The organism is Leclercia sp. (assembly GCF_036780805.1).
GTDB lineage: Bacteria > Pseudomonadota > Gammaproteobacteria > Enterobacterales > Enterobacteriaceae > Enterobacter.
This window is the reverse complement of record NZ_DAIQCE010000020.1, coordinates 1-17026: the sequence shown is the minus strand read 5'-3', so window position 1 is coordinate 17026 and position 17026 is coordinate 1. Positions and strand designations below refer to the sequence as shown.

Here is a 17026-nt window from a genome sequence, read left to right as displayed (position 1 = left end):
GGTAGAACCTTATTATTCAGCTTCTACGAAGCTTTCTTCCGCCTGAGAAGCCAGATCCTGGGAACGGCCTTCACGAACGGTAGTAGCTACAGCGCTCAGGTACAGGCTAACAGCACGGATTGCATCGTCGTTACCCGGGATAACGAAGTCAACACCGTCCGGATCGGAGTTGGTATCAACGATTGCGAATACTGGGATACCCAGGTTGTTAGCTTCTTTGATTGCGATGTGCTCGTGGTCAGCATCGATAACGAACAGCGCGTCTGGCAGGCCGCCCATATCTTTGATACCGCCCAGGCTGTTTTCCAGCTTGTCCAGCTCACGAGTGCGCATCAGCGCTTCTTTTTTGGTCAGCTTTTCGAAAGTACCGTCCTGAGACTGGGTTTCCAGATCTTTCAGGCGCTTGATAGACTGACGAACGGTTTTCCAGTTAGTCAGCATACCGCCCAGCCAGCGATGGTTCACGAAGAACTGGTCGCAGCTGTTAGCAGCTTCTTTCACAGCTTCGCTTGCAGCGCGCTTAGTACCAACGAACAGAATCTTACCTTTACGGGAAGAGATCTTGTTCAGCTCAGCCAGGGCTTCGTTGAACATTGGTACAGTTTTCTCAAGGTTGATGATGTGAACTTTGTTACGCGCGCCGAAGATGAAAGGCTTCATTTTCGGGTTCCAGTAACGGGTCTGGTGACCGAAGTGAACACCAGCCTTGAGCATGTCGCGCATGGAAACAGTTGCCATGTTTAAAACCTCTATTTAAAAGTTGGGGTTATGCCTCCACGTATCCCATATTACCGACCCCAAAGGGCACCCCGGAATATGTGCCGATACGTGTGTGTTGTTACACAAAGTGAGATTTGTCGCTCCCGTCCATCCTGTGTATCTGAAATGGATCGGAAGTCCGGCGCGCTTTATACCACAAAACGCTACCCGAAACCAACAATTGTTGGCGGTGTGTGCGGTGAAGGAATCTCAATTTGGCAGCATGTGCGCCAGACTGATACCATTGACAACACTTAGACTAGTATTGTCGAAAAAAACGACACTGATGGACAGATTACATGGCTATCTCTATTAAGACACCTGAAGAAATTGAAAAGATGCGCGTCGCCGGTCGTCTGGCCGCTGAAGTGCTGGAAATGATCGAGCCGTTCGTCAAACCGGGCGTCAGCACCGGCGAACTGGACCGCATCTGTAATGATTACATCGTGAACGAGCAGCAGGCGGTCTCCGCATGCCTTAACTACCACGGCTTCCCAAAATCAGTCTGCATCTCTATTAATGAAGTGGTTTGCCATGGCATCCCGGATGACGAAAAGCTGCTGAAAGATGGCGACATCGTCAACATCGACGTGACCGTCATTAAAGACGAGTACCACGGTGACACCTCCAAAATGTTCATCGTCGGCAAACCGACCATTCTGGGGGAGCGCCTGTGTAAAGTGACCCAGGAGAGCCTCTACCTGGCCCTGAAGATGGTCAAGCCGGGCATTCGTCTGCGTACCCTCGGTGCGGCTATCCAGAAATTCGTTGAAGCAGAAGGTTTCTCCGTGGTGCGCGAATACTGCGGTCACGGGATTGGCCGTGTCTTCCACGAAGAGCCACAGGTTCTGCACTATGATGCGGATGACGGCGGCGTGGTGCTCCAGGCGGGCATGACCTTCACCATCGAGCCGATGGTCAACGCCGGCGACTACCGCATCCGTACCATGAAAGATGGCTGGACGGTGAAAACCAAAGACCGGAGCTTGTCTGCCCAGTACGAGCATACTATTGTGGTGACCGACAACGGCTGCGAAATTCTGACGTTACGCAAGGATGACACCATCCCGGCGATACTCTCGCAAGACGCATGATAAGAAGCCGGCAAATGCCGGCTTTTTTAATGGCTATCGTTTTTTCTTATGGGTGGCGCGCAATGAGTAATCTTTTACCCGAACAGTATGCCAATACGGCACTCCCCACCCTGCCTGACCAGCCGGATAACCCCGGCGTCTGGCCGACGGCCGATCTGACCTGCGCCGGCATCAAAGCGCATATCGATACCTTCCAGCGCTGGCTGGGTGACGCCTTTGACAGCGGGATCTCCGCCGAAGCGCTTATCGAAGCGCGTACGGAATTCATCGATCAGCTCCTGCAGCGCTTATGGATTAATTACGGTTTCGGCCAACTGGGCGACGTGGCGCTGGTCGCCGTCGGCGGCTATGGCCGCGGCGAGCTGCATCCCCTGTCGGATATCGACCTGCTGATCCTGAGCCGGAAAAAGCTGGCTGACGAACAGGCGCAGAAAATCGGCGAGCTGCTGACCCTGCTGTGGGACGTTAAGCTTGAAATCGGCCACAGCGTGCGCACTCTGGAAGAGTGCCTGCTGGAGGGGTTATCCGATCTCACCGTCGCCACCAACCTGATTGAATCGCGCCTGCTGATCGGCGACGTGGCCCTGTTCCTGGAGCTGCAAAAGCACATTTTCAGCGACGGCTTCTGGCCGTCGGAGAAGTTCTTCGCCGCGAAGGTCGATGAGCAGCAGGTGCGTCACCAGCGCTACCACGGCACCAGCTACAACCTGGAGCCGGATATCAAAAGCAGCCCCGGCGGCCTGCGCGACATTCACACCCTACAGTGGGTCGCCCGACGCCATTTCGGCGCCACCTCGCTGGATGAGATGGTCGGCTTTGGTTTTCTCACCGAAGCCGAACGGACCGAGCTGAATGAGTGTCTGCATCTGCTGTGGCGCATCCGGTTTGCCCTGCATCTTGAAGTGACCCGCTACGATAATCGCCTGCTGTTCGACCGTCAGCTGAGCGTCGCCCAGCGCCTGCACTACAGCGGCGAGGGCAACGAGCCGGTCGAACAGATGATGAAGGACTTCTTCCGCGTCACCCGTCGCGTGGGTGAACTGAATCAGATGCTGTTACAGCTGTTCGACGAGGCGATCCTGGCCCTGACCGCGGATGAAAAACCGCGCCCGATTGATGATGAGTTCCAGCTGCGCGGCACCTTAATCGACCTGCGCGACGAAACGCTGTTTATCCGTAAGCCAGAAGCGATCCTGCGGATGTTCTACGCCATGGTGCGTAACAGCACCATCACCGGGATCTACTCCACCACCCTGCGCCACCTGCGCCATGCCCGCCGCCATCTGACCCAGCCTTTGTGCTACATCCCGGAAGCGCGATCGCTGTTTCTGAGCATGTTGCGCCACCCCGGTGCGGTCAGCCGCGGGCTGCTGCCGATGCACCGTCACAGCGTACTCTGGGCCTATATGCCGCAGTGGTCGCATATTGTCGGCCAGATGCAGTTTGACCTGTTCCATGCCTATACCGTTGATGAGCACACCATCCGCGTGATGCTGAAGCTGGAAAGCTTCGCCCAGGAGGAGGTGCGCAGCCGCCACCCGCTCTGCGTGGAACTGTGGCCGCGGCTGACCAACCCGGAGCTGATCCTGATTGCTGCCCTGTTCCATGACATTGCCAAAGGGCGCGGCGGTGACCACTCAATTCTGGGCGCGGAAGATGTGCTGAAATTCGCCGAGCTGCACGGGCTCAATTCGCGCGAAACCCAGCTGGTCGCCTGGCTGGTACGCCATCACCTGCTGATGTCGGTCACCGCCCAGCGGCGCGATATTCAGGATCCCGAGGTGATCAAACAGTTTGCCGAAGCGGTGCAGACTGAGAATCGCCTGCGTTTCCTGGTCTGCCTGACGGTAGCCGATATCTGCGCCACCAACGAAACGCTGTGGAACAGCTGGAAGCAGAGCCTGCTGCGCGAACTCTACTTCGCCACCGAGAAGCAGCTGCGTCGCGGGATGCAGAGCACGCCGGACATGCGCGAGCGCGTGCGCCATCACCAGATGCAGGCCCTGGCGCTGTTGCGGATGGAGAATATAAATGAAGAGGCGCTGCATCTGATTTGGGCCCGCTGTCGCGCCAACTATTTTGTGCGCCACAGCCCGAACCAGCTGGCCTGGCACGCACGCCATCTGCTGCAGCACGACCTGACTAAGCCGCTGATCCTGCTCAGTCCGCAGGCCACCCGCGGGGGAACGGAGATCTTTATCTGGAGCCCTGACCGCGCTTACCTGTTTGCCGCGGTCTGCGCGGAACTCGACCGCCGTAACCTCAGCGTGCACGATGCGCAGATCTTCACGACCCGCGACGGCATGGCGATGGATACCTTTATCGTACTGGAGCCGGACGGCAGTCCGCTGTCGGCGGATCGTCACGAGCCAATTCGCTACGGGCTGGAGCAGGCGATCACCCAGCACAGCTGGCAGCCACCGCAGCCGCGTCGGCAGCCGGCCAAACTGCGCCACTTTACCGTCGATACCGAGGTCAATTTCCTGCCGACGCATACCGACCGAAAATCCTTCCTCGAGCTGATCGCCCTCGACCAGCCTGGGCTGCTGGCGCGGGTTGGGCAGGTGTTTGCCGATCTGGGAATTTCGCTGCACGGCGCCAGAATTACAACCATTGGCGAGCGAGTAGAAGATTTATTTATAATCGCCACAGCCGACCGTCGTGGGCTTAATAATGCCCTGCAACAGGAAGTGCAACAACGGTTGACAGCAGCCCTCAATCCAAACGATAAAGGGTGATGTTTTTTTTACCTGGAAAGAGTTGAACTATGCAGCAGTTACAGAACGTTATTGAGTCCGCTTTTGAGCGTCGCGCCGACATTACTCCGGCAAATGTGGATACCGTGACCCGTGAGGCGGTTAATCAGGTGATTTCTCTGCTTGATTCCGGCGCACTGCGTGTAGCCGAGAAGATCGACGGTCAGTGGGTCACTCATCAGTGGCTGAAGAAAGCGGTACTGCTCTCTTTCCGTATTAACGATAACCAGGTTATCGACGGTGCGGAAAGCCGCTACTTCGATAAAGTCCCGATGAAATTCGCTGATTACGACGAAGCGCGTTTCCAGAAAGAAGGTTTCCGCGTGGTACCACCGGCAGCGGTGCGTCAGGGTGCGTTTATCGCCCGCAACACCGTGCTGATGCCATCCTATGTGAACATCGGCGCTTACGTTGACGAAGGCACCATGGTGGATACCTGGGCAACCGTGGGCTCCTGTGCGCAGATCGGTAAAAACGTACACCTCTCCGGCGGCGTGGGTATCGGTGGTGTTCTGGAGCCGCTGCAGGCGAACCCGACCATCATCGAAGACAACTGCTTCATCGGCGCACGCTCCGAAGTGGTTGAAGGCGTGATCGTGGAAGAAGGCTCCGTGATCTCCATGGGCGTTTATATCGGCCAGAGCACCCGTATTTACGATCGCGAAACCGGCGAAGTACATTACGGTCGCGTACCGGCGGGTTCCGTGGTGGTCTCCGGCAACCTGCCATCAAAAGATGGCAAATACAGCCTCTACTGTGCGGTTATCGTCAAAAAAGTCGATGCGAAAACCCGCGGCAAAGTTGGCATCAACGAACTGCTGCGTACCATCGATTAATCGGGTATAACAAAAAGCGGGGGCAACCCCGCTTTTTTTATATCTGAGGGTGGCGAAAATAGATTTTTTCGTGAATTATTCATGGGTTATGTTGAGATCAAGGGTACCGCTATGTACGATAATCTGAAAAGTCTGGGCATTACTAATCCTGATGAAATTGACCGTTACAGCCTCCGTCAGGAAGCCAACAACGATATCCTGAAAATCTATTTCCACAAGGATAAAGGCGAGTTCTTCGCCAAGAGCGTGAAGTTTAAATATCCACGCCAGCGTAAAACTGTCGTTGCCGATGGCGTCGGCCAGGGTTACAAAGAGGTGCAGGAGATCAGCCCGAATCTGCGCTATGTGATTGATGAGCTGGATCAGATTTGCCAGCGCGATCGCACTGAAGTGGATCTGAAGCGGAAGATCCTGGATGACCTGCGTCATCTGGAAAGCGTCGTTACCCACAAGATCGCCGAAATCGAAGCCGATCTTGAGAAGTTGACCCGTAATAAATAAGTCGCTTTATTGCCCGGTGGCGCTACGCTTACCGGGCCTACCTGTTTTCGTAGGCCGGGTAAGGCGCAGCCGCCACCCGGCAAACAACATCACCGCTGTTCATCCAACTGCAACGCCACATACAACAACAGCCGATCGTCAAAATTCCCCAGATCCAACCCGGTTAACTCAGAAATACGGTTCAGGCGGTACTCCAGCGTATTGCGATGAATAAAGAGCGCCTTTGAGGTGGCCAGCGGCTGCACGTTATGGCGGAACCACGCCTGCAGCGTGCGCCGCAGCAGGCCGTTATTATCCATCGCTTTCAGACGTACCAGCGGGCGGGCCAGTTCGTTGGCCTGCCAGCCGCCGCGCAGGCTGTCGAGCAGCACCGGCAGCATTAGATCCTGATAAAAGTAGCTGCGATTTTCCGGCATTCGCTGCTTGCCGACCATCATCGTGGTGCGGGCCGTACGCCAGGAACGGGCAATGCTGCCTGGCCCGGTAAAGTAGTTGCCTAATGCCACCCGAAAACGCAGCTGTCCGTTCTCTTTCATCCGCGCGATTAATTGCTCCACCCGCCGACGGTGATCTTCCGCATCCCAGCGCCCAAACTGGTTTAATGCCGGTTTAAGTACCACCATCTCGGTCAGCGAAACGATCGCCACCAGGTTATTGCGCTCCGGCGTCGCCAGGGCGTTCTGCAACTGCTGCAGCTCCACCATCGCGCTATCGACCCCCAGCTGACCGCTGTCGACCTCAATCACCGCCACCACGCGGGGCTGGTTGAGGTCAATGCCCAGACGCTGCGCCCATTCGGTCAGCGCCGGGGTATGCTCTTCTGCCTGAATCAGGTTCATGACCAGCTCTTCACGCAGGCGGCTGTCCTGCGCCAGGAGGTGCATCAGACGGGATTGTTCCAGCATCATCTCTGCCGTCATACAGACCAGCTCGCCGTATTTGCGCAAGGATTCCGGCTCGCCGGTCAGGCCAATAACCCCAACAATCTCGCCCTCCAGACGCAGCGGCAGGTTGATCCCCTGGCGCACGCCATGCAGATGCCGCGCCACCGCGTCATCAATATCCACTACGCGCCCCTGAGAGAGCACCAGCAGCGCACCTTCGTGCAATTCCCCAATACGCTCGCGATCGCCACTGCCAATAATCCGGCCACGTGCATCCATCACGTTTATATTGGTGTCGATGATGCGCATTGTTCGCGCCACGATATCCTGCGCCATTTTGGTATCAAGATGCCAGCCAGCCATGTCGCCCTCCTCTGAGCAGAGCTCAAGCATAAGGAAGATTAATCAGGGCCGCATTGTGCAAATGCACAAACTCACAGGGAGAAGTATGGACTTGTGGAAGGGTTCACAGAAAGGAATGAAAAAGCCCCTGTTTCCAGGCAGAAACAGGGGCGGAACAGATTACTGCATCAGCAGATAGAGAGAGGTATCGCCACGCTGGATGTTCAGCGCCAGCACCGCTGGTTTGCTGTCGAGAATCTTGCGCAGTTCGTCGACGTTCTTAATCGGCTGCTGGTTGGCACCGATAATCACGTCCCCTTTCTTCAGGCCGATACGGGCAGCCGGGCTGTTGGCTTTGACGTTCTCTACCGATACGCCTTTATCCTGGCCTTTGTTGCTCATATCCGCACCTTCGATCCCGCTGAAGACAGCGGCGGCACCGGCCTGATTCTGCTGGCTGCTCTGTTGCAGTTCCAGCGTCACCGTCACCGGCTTCCCTTCACGCAGCAGACCCAGGGAGACTTTGCTGCCCACCGGCATAGAGCCCACTTCCGCACGCAGTGCCGCGAAGCTGCTCACCGGTTTGCCGTTCAGGGTGGTGATCACATCCCCGGCTTTGATCCCCGCTTTTGCTGCGGAAGAGTTCGGCATCACCTGGCTGACAAAGGCACCGCGCTGGGCGTCAACTTTCATCGCTTTCGCCAGCTCGGAGTTCAGCTCTGTCCCCAGAATACCCAGCTCACCGCGTTTCACCTGGCCAAACTCCACCATCTGCGCGGTCAGGTTTTTCACCATGTTGCTTGGGATCGCAAAGCCAATCCCGATGTTGCCGCCGTCAGGGGCGAGGATCGCGGTGTTAATCCCGATCAGCTCACCGTTCAGGTTGACCAGCGCACCACCGGAGTTACCGCGGTTAATCGCCGCATCGGTCTGGATAAAGTTTTCGTAGTTTTCCGCGTTCAGACCGCTACGGCCGAGGGCAGAAACGATACCGGAGGTGACCGTCTCACCCAGACCAAACGGGTTACCGATCGCCACGGTGTAATCCCCGACGCGCAGCGCGTCAGAGTCGGCCAGCTTAATCGCGGTCAGGTTTTTCGGATCCTGAATCTGAATCAGGGCGATATCAGAGCGCGGGTCTTTCCCGACGACTTTGGCGTCAAGCTTGCGCCCGTCGCTCAGCTGAACCTTGATGGTGCTGGCATTGTCCACTACGTGGTTGTTGGTGACGACATAGCCTTTGGCCGCGTCAATGATCACGCCGGAGCCCAGCGCCATAAACTTCTGCTGCTGACCGCCGCCGTTACCGCCATCGTCACCCGGGCCACCGCCCTGGCAGAATGGCGAACTCTGGAACGGCGAACCTTCCTGGCAGAACGGCGAGTTATCGCCGAAGAACTGCTGGAAGTTACGCGGCATGCGCGGCGTGTTGACGGTGGTGCTGCCTTCGACGTTGATACTCACCACCGACGGCATCACTTTTTCCAGCATCGGTGCCAGGCTTGGCATCTGTTGCGCAGTGGCTGCGGAAGAGACGGTCTCTGCTGCGCTGGCAGACAGAGGGGATAACGCTAAACCTAAACTCAGAGCCAGTGCACTCATTGCTAAAGTGGTTTTTTTCATGTTTCTTAATCTCGATTTACAGGTCACGCACAATTGCTGTGTATATCAGATTCGTTTCGACGCGCTTAGTTCCGGCATTAAGTTTCTGGAAAAAGTAAAAATTTATTGGTCGTCTTTACAAAACTCAGCCTTATTCCACCGCCATCAACTTGCGATATTCATCCCATGCATACAAATCTGTCATTCCGCTGATATAGTCCTGAATCAGGCGGCAGCGATAATAAAACTCCAGCACCGGCCAGTCGGGCTGATGCCGGTCAAATTTACTGACCGATTCCACATACGCCAGCCGATGGCGCGGCGACAGTTTATGAAATAGCCGGGATTCAATCGGGAAACGGCGCATCCGTTCCTTTTCAACCAGCTCGCTGAACTCCTCCGCGGATAATTGTAGCAGCGGACGGTAGATCTCCAGCAGGCCGGTTATCACCCGATAGCCCTGTAATTCCAGCTGTTCCACCTCCGGGTGGCTGAACACATGCCGCATGGCGACATTTTTATAGAGTTCAAGCAGTTGGCTGAAGCTACTGTCATCCTCCAGCAGCGCATGGTTGAATTCACCGTGGTAAATCTGTTCGATGTTGTCGATAAAACGCTCAGCCGCGTAGGGCACCAGCTTATTTAATGTATTGACGCGTAAATACATAAAGAACTGATCTTCGGTGCTGCGACTGAGAGAATTGGAGCGTGATTTCTCCCAGGCGTTTTCAACCACCTGTGAAAACAAAGACCCTTTCTCGTGATTGTCCCAGGCATCATAAAGATGCTGATAAAGCCCCTCGACGCTGAAAATTCTTTTTTCTACCGCATCTTCCAGATCGGCCACGCAATAGGAAATATCGTCAGCCGCCTCCATAATCCAGGTCAATGGAAAACGCGCATACTGCGTTAGGGAAAGTTCCTGACGGAGCCGCTCGATATACGCCTCCTCCGAGAAATAGTAGCCCGGTTTTTTCATTAAATAGTTGTGCGTTGCGGGAGGCTCACCCTGCCACCAGGCGGGGCGGGTATATTTCAGAATGCATCCCACCTGCGCCCAGGTGAGGTTCATGCGCATCAGGGAGTGCACCAGACGGATGCCCTGCGCATTACCTTCAAAATGGCACAGATCCTGACGCACCTTGCGCCGCAGCCCGTTCAGCGTCTCTTCGCCGTCACGCAGCCGCAGAGCCTGCACCAGACAGCGATCGTCGCTCAGCGGCTGGCTGGCGGCATCGGAGGGGAACAGGCGCTGGCGGAACCAGTCATTGATGGCCGCTTCGCCAAAATGACCAAAGGGGGGATTACCGATGTCGTGCATCAGGCACGCCATCTCAACGATACTCTCGAACGGCCCGGTCAGCTCATCCAGCCCGTAGGTCTCCAGCAGGCGCTGCTCCTTGAGGCGGCTTAAGATCTCTTTGGCGATATAGCGCCCAACCTGCTGCACCTCCAGCGAGTGGGTTAAACGGGTGCGCACGGCGGCGTTGCGTTCGAGGGGAAAAACCTGCGTTTTTTGCTGCAGGCGGCGGATCGCCGGCGAGTTAACGATGCGCCCGCGGTCGCTTTCGAAAATCCGCAGGATCTCATGTTCGCTCTTGTTCCCCTGCGGAGAGCGGTACCGGCGATGCCAGTTAATCTTGGTGCGAAAATCGATTGGTGCCATGTGCTCCCCCGCGTGAGAATGCGTTTCCCCTGAAGCGCATGATAGACTATGCATCTTAACAAGGCACATCGCGAGTAAATCTATGAAAATCGGTATTATTGGAGCAATGGAAGAAGAAGTTACGCTGCTGCGTGACAAAATTGAGAACCGTCAGACCCTCTCCCTGGGTGGCTGCGAGATTTACACCGGCACGCTGAACGGTACAGAAGTTGCTCTGCTGAAATCGGGTATCGGTAAAGTTTCCGCCGCGCTGGGCGCTACCCTGCTGCTGGAACGCTGCAAGCCAGACGTGATTATTAACACCGGCTCTGCGGGTGGCCTGGCACCCACCCTGAAAGTCGGCGATATCGTGGTTTCTGACGAAGCACGCTATCACGACGCCGACGTGACCGCCTTCGGTTACGAGTACGGCCAGCTCCCGGGCTGCCCGGCCGGTTTTAAAGCCGACGAAAAACTGGTTGCCGCTGCAGAAAGCTGCATCGCAGAGCTGAACCTCAACGCCGTGCGTGGCCTGATTGTCAGCGGCGATGCCTTTATCAATGGCTCCGTGAGTCTGGCAAAAATCCGTCATAACTTCCCGCAGGCGATTGCCGTTGAGATGGAAGCGACCGCCATTGCCCACGTCTGCCATAACTTCAGCGTCCCCTTCGTGGTGGTTCGCGCCATCTCTGACGTCGCGGATCAGCAGTCTCACCTGAGCTTCGACGAATTCCTCGTGGTTGCTGCCAAACAGTCCAGCCTGATGGTTGAGACTCTGGTACAGAAACTGGCGCGTGGCTAAGCCGCTCCTCAGGGCGCTACTGGCGCTGTTTCTGCTGACACCGGCGTGGCTTCTGGCCGCGCCGCGTGTGATTACCCTCTCCCCCGCCAATACCGAACTGGCCTTTGCCGCCGGGATCACCCCCGTCGGGGTCAGCAGCTTTTCCGACTATCCTCCTGAAGCGGCGAAAATTGAGCAGGTCGCCACCTGGCAAGGGATGAACGTCGAACGTATCGTTGCCCTGAAGCCGGATCTGGTGCTGGCCTGGCGTGGCGGCAACGCAGAACGTCAGGTGAACCAGCTGGCCTCGCTCGGGATAAAAGTGCAGTGGATCGATGCTACCAGCATTGAACAGGTCGCCCAGGCCCTTCGTGACCTCGCACCCTGGAGCCCGACGCCAGACAAGGCCCGACAGGCCGCACAGCAAATGCTGACCGATTATGCCGCCTTAAAAACCACCTACGGCGCCCTGCCGAAAAAGCGGGTATTTATCCAGTTTGGCCAACAGCCGCTGTTCACTACCAGCCAGGGCTCCCTGCAACATCAGATAGTTGAGGTGTGCGGTGGTGAAAATATCTTTGCCGCCAGCCGTGTTCCCTGGCCTCAGGTGAGCCGTGAGCAGGTGCTGGCGCGCCAGCCGCAGGCGATTGTGGTAGGCGGTTCGGCGGGCGATATTCCTAAAATAGAACAGTACTGGCAAAGTCAGCTAAAAATACCCGTGATTCCGCTGAACAGCGACTGGTTTGAGCGCGCGAGCCCGCGTATTATCCTCGCCGCAAAACAACTCTGCTCTGCGCTGTCGCAGAGCCACTCATTATCACGAGGATGACGATGCTCGTTTATTGGCTGGATATTCTTGGCACAGCCGTTTTTGCGATCTCCGGCGTTCTGCTGGCCGGTAAATTACGCATGGATCCGTTTGGCGTGCTGGTGTTAGGGGTGGTCACCGCCGTGGGGGGTGGAACGATCCGCGACATGGCGCTCGATCATGGCCCGGTATTCTGGGTCAAGGATCCCACCGATCTGGTGGTGGCGATGGTCACCTGTATGTTAACCATTATCCTGGTCCGTCAGCCGCGCCGCCTGCCGAAATGGCTGCTGCCGGTGCTGGATGCGGTTGGCCTCGCGGTGTTTGTCGGCATTGGCGTTAACAAAGCCTTTATGGCCGACACCGGCCCGCTGGTGGCGATCTGTATGGGAGTGGTCACCGGCGTAGGCGGCGGGATTATCCGCGATATTCTGGCGCGCGAAGTGCCGATGATCCTCAGAACGGAAATCTACGCTACGGCCTGTATTCTGGGTGGGATCGTCCACGCCACGGCCTGGTACACGTTTCACGTCCCGCTGGAACAGGCGGCGATGCTGGGGATGGTGGTCACGCTGGGGATCCGCCTGGCGGCAATCCGCTGGCACCTGAAGCTGCCAACCTTTGCGCTGGATGAGAACGGAAGGTAAAAAGCAAAACGGTAACCTCAGGGTTACCGTTTTTAGTGTTTGCTCCCTCTCCCTGTGGGAGAGGGCCGGGGTGAGGGCACCCGGCCGCACACTCTTTAGATGCTGAACGACGAGCCACACCCGCAGGTGCTGGTTGCGTTCGGGTTGGTCACCACAAAGCGGGAACCTTCCAGACCTTCGGTATAGTCCACCGCGCCGCCCACCAGATACTGCAGGCTCATCGGGTCAACGACCAGCGCAACGCCCTGCTTCTCAATGGTCATATCGCCGTCGTTAACCTGATCGTCAAAGGTGAAACCATACTGGAAGCCGCTGCAGCCGCCGCCCGTAATGTACACACGCAATTTCAGCGCCGGGTTGTCTTCATCGGCAATCAGGTCTTTTACTTTTTTGGCTGCTGCTTCGGTAAACTGCAACGGCAGCGCTACGTCATCACTCATCTTATGCTCCCATGAATACTGCTAGTGGGTAAAAATCACCCAATTCTTGTTGTCATTATCTAATACCCTGGTAATTCATTCAAGTATTCTGCTTCGCCAGGGTACGGGCAAGAATGGTGGAGTATAGCGGTTGTCCGCCGAGGAACTGGGCTAATAGTGTGGCCCCCAGGCAGGTAATGATCATTGGCAAAATGAGCTGGTAATTATCGGTCATCTCCAGCACCAGCACGATCCCGGTCAGCGGCGCGCGCAACGATGCCGCCAGCAGCGCCCCCATTCCGGCGATGGCAAAGGTGCCGGCCTCAAGATGATACGCCGGGAAGCCGGCGGCAGCGGCCATGCCAAAAGCCGTGCCCAGCAACGTGCCCAACGCCAGCATCGGGGCAAAAATGCCCCCCGGCGCGCCGGAGGAGAAGCAGAGTACGGTGGTGATCACCCGGGAGATAAACATAAACAGCAGCAGGCCGATGCTGAAATTACCCGCCGCCGCAATGGGGATCAGGCCAAAGCCACCGCCAGCCGCGTTGGGTTCGATAAAGCCCAGCACGCCGCACACGCCACCCAGCAGGCCGCCCACCAGCACCCATTTAGTGGTGTTGCCGCCGTGGATCCGCTGGAACATATCCTGAGCGCGAATAATAAGCGCATTAAACAGCGGGCCGACAATGCCAAAAATCATGCCGAGGATCAGATACAGCCACAGCGTATTGACCGGCGCGTTGGTCAACTTGCCGACCTCAATCACCGCCCCTTCGCCATTGAACAGCCGAAAGACAATGCTCGACATAATCACGCCGGTGAAGACCGCTTTAATCGAGATCAGGTTATAGCGAAACTGAGCGCGCATCTCCTCGATGATAAACAGGATCCCCGCCAGCGGGGCATTAAAGGCGGCGGAAAGCCCCGCGGCGGCACCGGTTGCCAGCAACGTATGGCGTGCTTCGGCGCTGCGCATCCTGAACAGATCGCTGACCATACGGCCAACGTTACCGCCCAGCTGTACGGTCGGCCCTTCTCGTCCGAGCACCATCCCTGCGCCAAGCGTCCCCATCCCGCCGATAAACTTCACGGGAAGGACGCGCCACCAGCGGACCGGACGCAGCTCTTCAAGCGCCCCTTCGATCTCAGGGATCCCCGAGCCGCCCGCTTCCGGGGCGAATTTACGCACCAAAAAATATCCGACCATCGCCAACAGGGCGGATAAACCAAACGCCAGGATCCAGACCAGCCCTTCACGATCGGCATAGCCCGCAACGGTACCGATACGCCAGTTCAGCACGGCATTAACGGCCTTTTCGAACGCGACGCCTACCAGCCCCGCCAGCGTGCCGACCACGGCGGCACCCAGCAAAATCGCCAGGGGAGTCTTGTCGCGGTTAAGCAGCTGCCGGATGCTGATACGGTATCGCGCCCGCGCAAGCTGTTGTTCTTCAAATGAGGGAGAATCTGCTTTCATTGCCTGTTAGTTTTTCGTCATACAAATCGCCGCAGGGATTTTACCAGAGACCGTCCCACCGTCTCGGGAAAATTACTTAACAATTGTTAATGGATTACCCGGGTAAACATTTCATAACCTTCCACGAATCACTTAGAATAGTGGGCTTAATCATTTTATACGAGCCAGGAACGACGCCATGAGCAAGTCTGAAAACCTCTACAGTGCAGCCCGCGAGCTTATCCCCGGTGGTGTGAACTCCCCGGTCCGTGCCTTTACCGGCGTCGGCGGTACACCGCTGTTTATCGAACGTGCCGATGGTGCCTATCTGTACGATGTGGATGGCAAAGCCTATATCGATTATGTCGGCTCATGGGGCCCGATGGTGCTGGGACATAACCACCCGGCGATCCGCAACGCGGTGATCGAAGCGGCACAGCGTGGGTTAAGTTTCGGTGCGCCAACCGAGATGGAAGTGAAAATGGCGGCGCTGGTGACCGAGCTGGTGCCGACCATGGATATGGTACGTATGGTGAACTCCGGTACCGAAGCGACCATGAGCGCCATCCGTCTGGCCCGCGGCTTTACCGGCCGTGACAAAATCATCAAATTCGAAGGCTGCTACCACGGCCACGCCGACTGCCTGCTGGTGAAAGCGGGTTCCGGCGCGCTGACCCTCGGCCAGCCGAACTCCCCGGGCGTGCCGGCAGACTTCGCGAAGCACACCCTGACCTGCACCTATAACGATCTCGATTCGGTGCGTGCCGCCTTTGAGCAGTATCCGCAGGAGATTGCCTGCATCATCGTCGAACCGGTAGCGGGCAATATGAACTGTATTCCACCGCAGCCGGGCTTCCTGCAGGGCCTGCGGGCGCTGTGCGACGAGTTCGGCGCGCTGCTGATTATCGACGAAGTGATGACCGGTTTCCGCGTTGCCCTCGCGGGTGCGCAGGCGTATTACGACGTGGTTCCGGATCTGACCTGTCTCGGCAAAATCATCGGCGGCGGCATGCCGGTAGGTGCCTTTGGTGGTCGTAGAGAGGTAATGGACGCGCTGGCCCCAACCGGCCCGGTCTATCAGGCGGGTACGCTCTCCGGTAACCCAATCGCCATGGCGGCAGGTTTCGCCTGTCTGACCGAAGTCGCGCAGCCGGGCATCCACTCCACCCTCACCGAGCGCACCACCCAGCTGGCAAACGGCCTGCTGGACGCGGCTGAAGAGGCCGGTATTCCGCTGGTGGTAAACCACGTCGGCGGCATGTTCGGCATCTTCTTCACCGATGCGAAAACCGTGACCCGCTATCAGGACGTGGTGAAGTGCGACGTTGAACGCTTCAAGCGTTTCTTCCATCTGATGCTGGAGGAAGGTGTCTACCTGGCGCCGTCAGCGTTTGAGGCAGGCTTTATGTCGGTCGCGCACAGCGAAGAGGATATCAATAACACCATCGATGCGGCGCGCCGGGTGTTTGCGAAGCTCTGAGTGGTGTTTTGCCGGGTGGCGGCTTCGCCTTACCCGGCCTACGAGGTCAATGCAAAACGGCAACCAAATGGTTGCCGTTTTTTATGTTTGCACCCTCTCCCTGCGGGAGAGGGCAACAGGCCGCACGTTTTACCGACTCTGCTTGCGCAGCAGATAGATAAAGTACGGCGCTCCGATAAAGGTCGACAGCAGCCCCGCCGGGATCTGATACGGGAACAGCACCATCCGGCCGCACCAGTCAGCGAACACCAGCAAAATCCCCCCCGTTAATGCCGACATCACAATGTGCGGCATCGTCCGACGGAAGCCCATCATCCGCGCGATATGCGGCGCCATCAGCCCGATAAAGCTCAGCGGACCAATGGTCAGGGTCGCGGTAGCCGTCAGCGACGCCGCCAGCAGCAGCAGGCCGATGCGCGAGGCGCTCAGCGCCATCCCCACCGAACGGGCCGTGTCGCCCCCCAGCGGCAGCACCGTCAGCCAGCGACGGCACAGCGGCACCAGCGCCAGCAGCACGATCATCGCCAGCCCCGTACTCACCACCTGTTCGTTGGTGGCGTTATAGGTCGAGCCGGCAATCCAGGTCAGGATCTGCGCCATGCGCGGATCGCCGCTGGCCTGCAGCATCATCAGCAGCATGGTGAAGGCGGTGCTCAGCGCCATCCCCGCCAGCAGCATCCGATGCGGCGAGAAGCCGCCGCGTCCGGCGGCAATCATGATGATCAGCAGCGTGACCGCCGCACCGATACTGCCCGCCGGCATCAGCCAGCCGAAGGCATTACCCGGCACAAAGAACAGCATCACCACCACGCCGAACGCCGCACCAGAGCTGATCCCCAACACTTCCGGGCTCGCCATCGGGTTGCCGGTCAGGCGCTGGATAATGCACCCGGCGACCGCCAGCATCACCCCGGCAATCAGCGCGGCAAAAATACGCGGCGCGCGCCACGGCAGCAGCTCGTCGAGCATCGCCCCGCTCGCCCAGTGCCAGCCCGCGGCATCCCGGCCAAACGCCA

General features: G+C 57.5%; 15 protein-coding genes. 8 read left to right on the top strand and 7 right to left on the bottom strand.

Features of this window, described 5'->3' with window-relative positions; translation table 11 throughout:
- Window positions 1-12 precede the first annotated feature (12 nt).
- Window positions 13-738: a 30S ribosomal protein S2 gene (gene rpsB, locus V7Q49_RS22830; protein WP_103178332.1), complete on the bottom strand. Its 726-nt coding sequence runs from the start codon at window positions 736-738 to the stop codon at window positions 13-15.
- A gap of 320 nt (window positions 739-1058) precedes the next feature.
- On the opposite strand from rpsB, the gene map reads away from it, so the two are divergent.
- The 4 genes from map to V7Q49_RS22810 all read left to right on the top strand — a co-directional run bounded on the left by map (window position 1059) and on the right by V7Q49_RS22810 (window position 5946).
- A complete protein-coding gene (gene map, locus V7Q49_RS22825) occupies window positions 1059-1853 on the top strand; it encodes a type I methionyl aminopeptidase (RefSeq protein ID WP_333855503.1) in 795 nt (264 codons plus the stop codon).
- 62 nt (window positions 1854-1915) lie between these two features.
- Window positions 1916-4591: a bifunctional uridylyltransferase/uridylyl-removing protein GlnD gene (gene glnD / locus V7Q49_RS22820; RefSeq protein ID WP_333855500.1), complete on the top strand. Its 2676-nt coding sequence runs from the start codon at window positions 1916-1918 to the stop codon at window positions 4589-4591.
- Window positions 4592-4620: 29 nt separating this feature from the next.
- Complete coding sequence (gene dapD, locus V7Q49_RS22815) at window positions 4621-5445, top strand: 2,3,4,5-tetrahydropyridine-2,6-dicarboxylate N-succinyltransferase (protein ID WP_039030312.1); 825 nt, start codon at window positions 4621-4623, stop codon at window positions 5443-5445.
- Window positions 5446-5556: 111 nt separating this feature from the next.
- Window positions 5557-5946: a DUF3461 family protein gene (locus V7Q49_RS22810; RefSeq protein ID WP_333855498.1), complete on the top strand. Its 390-nt coding sequence runs from the start codon at window positions 5557-5559 to the stop codon at window positions 5944-5946.
- Window positions 5947-6035: 89 nt separating this feature from the next.
- Here V7Q49_RS22810 and cdaR read toward each other — a convergent pair whose 3' ends face one another.
- The 3 genes from cdaR to dgt form a co-directional block, all read right to left on the bottom strand.
- The gene (gene cdaR / locus V7Q49_RS22805; protein WP_039030313.1) at window positions 6036-7193 is read right to left on the bottom strand and encodes a DNA-binding transcriptional regulator CdaR; all 1158 of its coding nucleotides are present in this window, start codon (window positions 7191-7193) and stop codon (window positions 6036-6038) included.
- A 159-nt stretch (window positions 7194-7352) separates the two neighbouring features.
- Window positions 7353-8795: a serine endoprotease DegP gene (gene degP, locus V7Q49_RS22800; protein WP_333855496.1), complete on the bottom strand. Its 1443-nt coding sequence runs from the start codon at window positions 8793-8795 to the stop codon at window positions 7353-7355.
- 130 nt (window positions 8796-8925) lie between these two features.
- Window positions 8926-10440 (bottom strand): dGTPase, encoded by a 1515-nt coding sequence (gene dgt / locus V7Q49_RS22795; protein ID WP_333855494.1) that lies wholly within the window; start codon window positions 10438-10440, stop codon window positions 8926-8928.
- A gap of 82 nt (window positions 10441-10522) precedes the next feature.
- On the opposite strand from dgt, the gene mtnN reads away from it, so the two are divergent.
- The 3 genes from mtnN to V7Q49_RS22780 are packed head-to-tail and all read left to right on the top strand — an operon-like array spanning window position 10523 to window position 12655.
- Window positions 10523-11221: a 5'-methylthioadenosine/S-adenosylhomocysteine nucleosidase gene (gene mtnN / locus V7Q49_RS22790; RefSeq protein ID WP_333855493.1), complete on the top strand. Its 699-nt coding sequence runs from the start codon at window positions 10523-10525 to the stop codon at window positions 11219-11221.
- A complete protein-coding gene (gene btuF / locus V7Q49_RS22785) occupies window positions 11214-12029 on the top strand; it encodes a vitamin B12 ABC transporter substrate-binding protein BtuF (RefSeq protein ID WP_333855491.1) in 816 nt (271 codons plus the stop codon). The genes mtnN and btuF overlap by 8 nt, the downstream gene beginning before the upstream one ends.
- 2 nt (window positions 12030-12031) lie before the next feature.
- Window positions 12032-12655: a TRIC cation channel family protein gene (locus tag V7Q49_RS22780; RefSeq protein WP_333855489.1), complete on the top strand. Its 624-nt coding sequence runs from the start codon at window positions 12032-12034 to the stop codon at window positions 12653-12655.
- Window positions 12656-12750: 95 nt separating this feature from the next.
- Here V7Q49_RS22780 and erpA read toward each other — a convergent pair whose 3' ends face one another.
- Both erpA and clcA read right to left on the bottom strand, forming a co-directional pair.
- Window positions 12751-13095, bottom strand: coding sequence for an iron-sulfur cluster insertion protein ErpA (gene erpA, locus V7Q49_RS22775; protein WP_142488288.1), 345 nt, complete (start codon window positions 13093-13095; stop codon window positions 12751-12753).
- Between the two features lie 79 nt (window positions 13096-13174).
- Window positions 13175-14551 (bottom strand): H(+)/Cl(-) exchange transporter ClcA, encoded by a 1377-nt coding sequence (gene clcA, locus V7Q49_RS22770; protein WP_333855487.1) that lies wholly within the window; start codon window positions 14549-14551, stop codon window positions 13175-13177.
- A gap of 178 nt (window positions 14552-14729) precedes the next feature.
- Between clcA and hemL the strand changes: the two genes are divergently transcribed.
- Window positions 14730-16010, top strand: coding sequence for a glutamate-1-semialdehyde 2,1-aminomutase (gene hemL, locus V7Q49_RS22765; RefSeq protein WP_333855485.1), 1281 nt, complete (start codon window positions 14730-14732; stop codon window positions 16008-16010).
- 129 nt (window positions 16011-16139) lie between these two features.
- On the opposite strand, the gene V7Q49_RS22760 is transcribed toward hemL, so the two are convergent.
- The coding region (locus tag V7Q49_RS22760) for an iron ABC transporter permease (protein ID WP_333855483.1) at window positions 16140-17026 on the bottom strand (887 nt) is incomplete at its 5' end.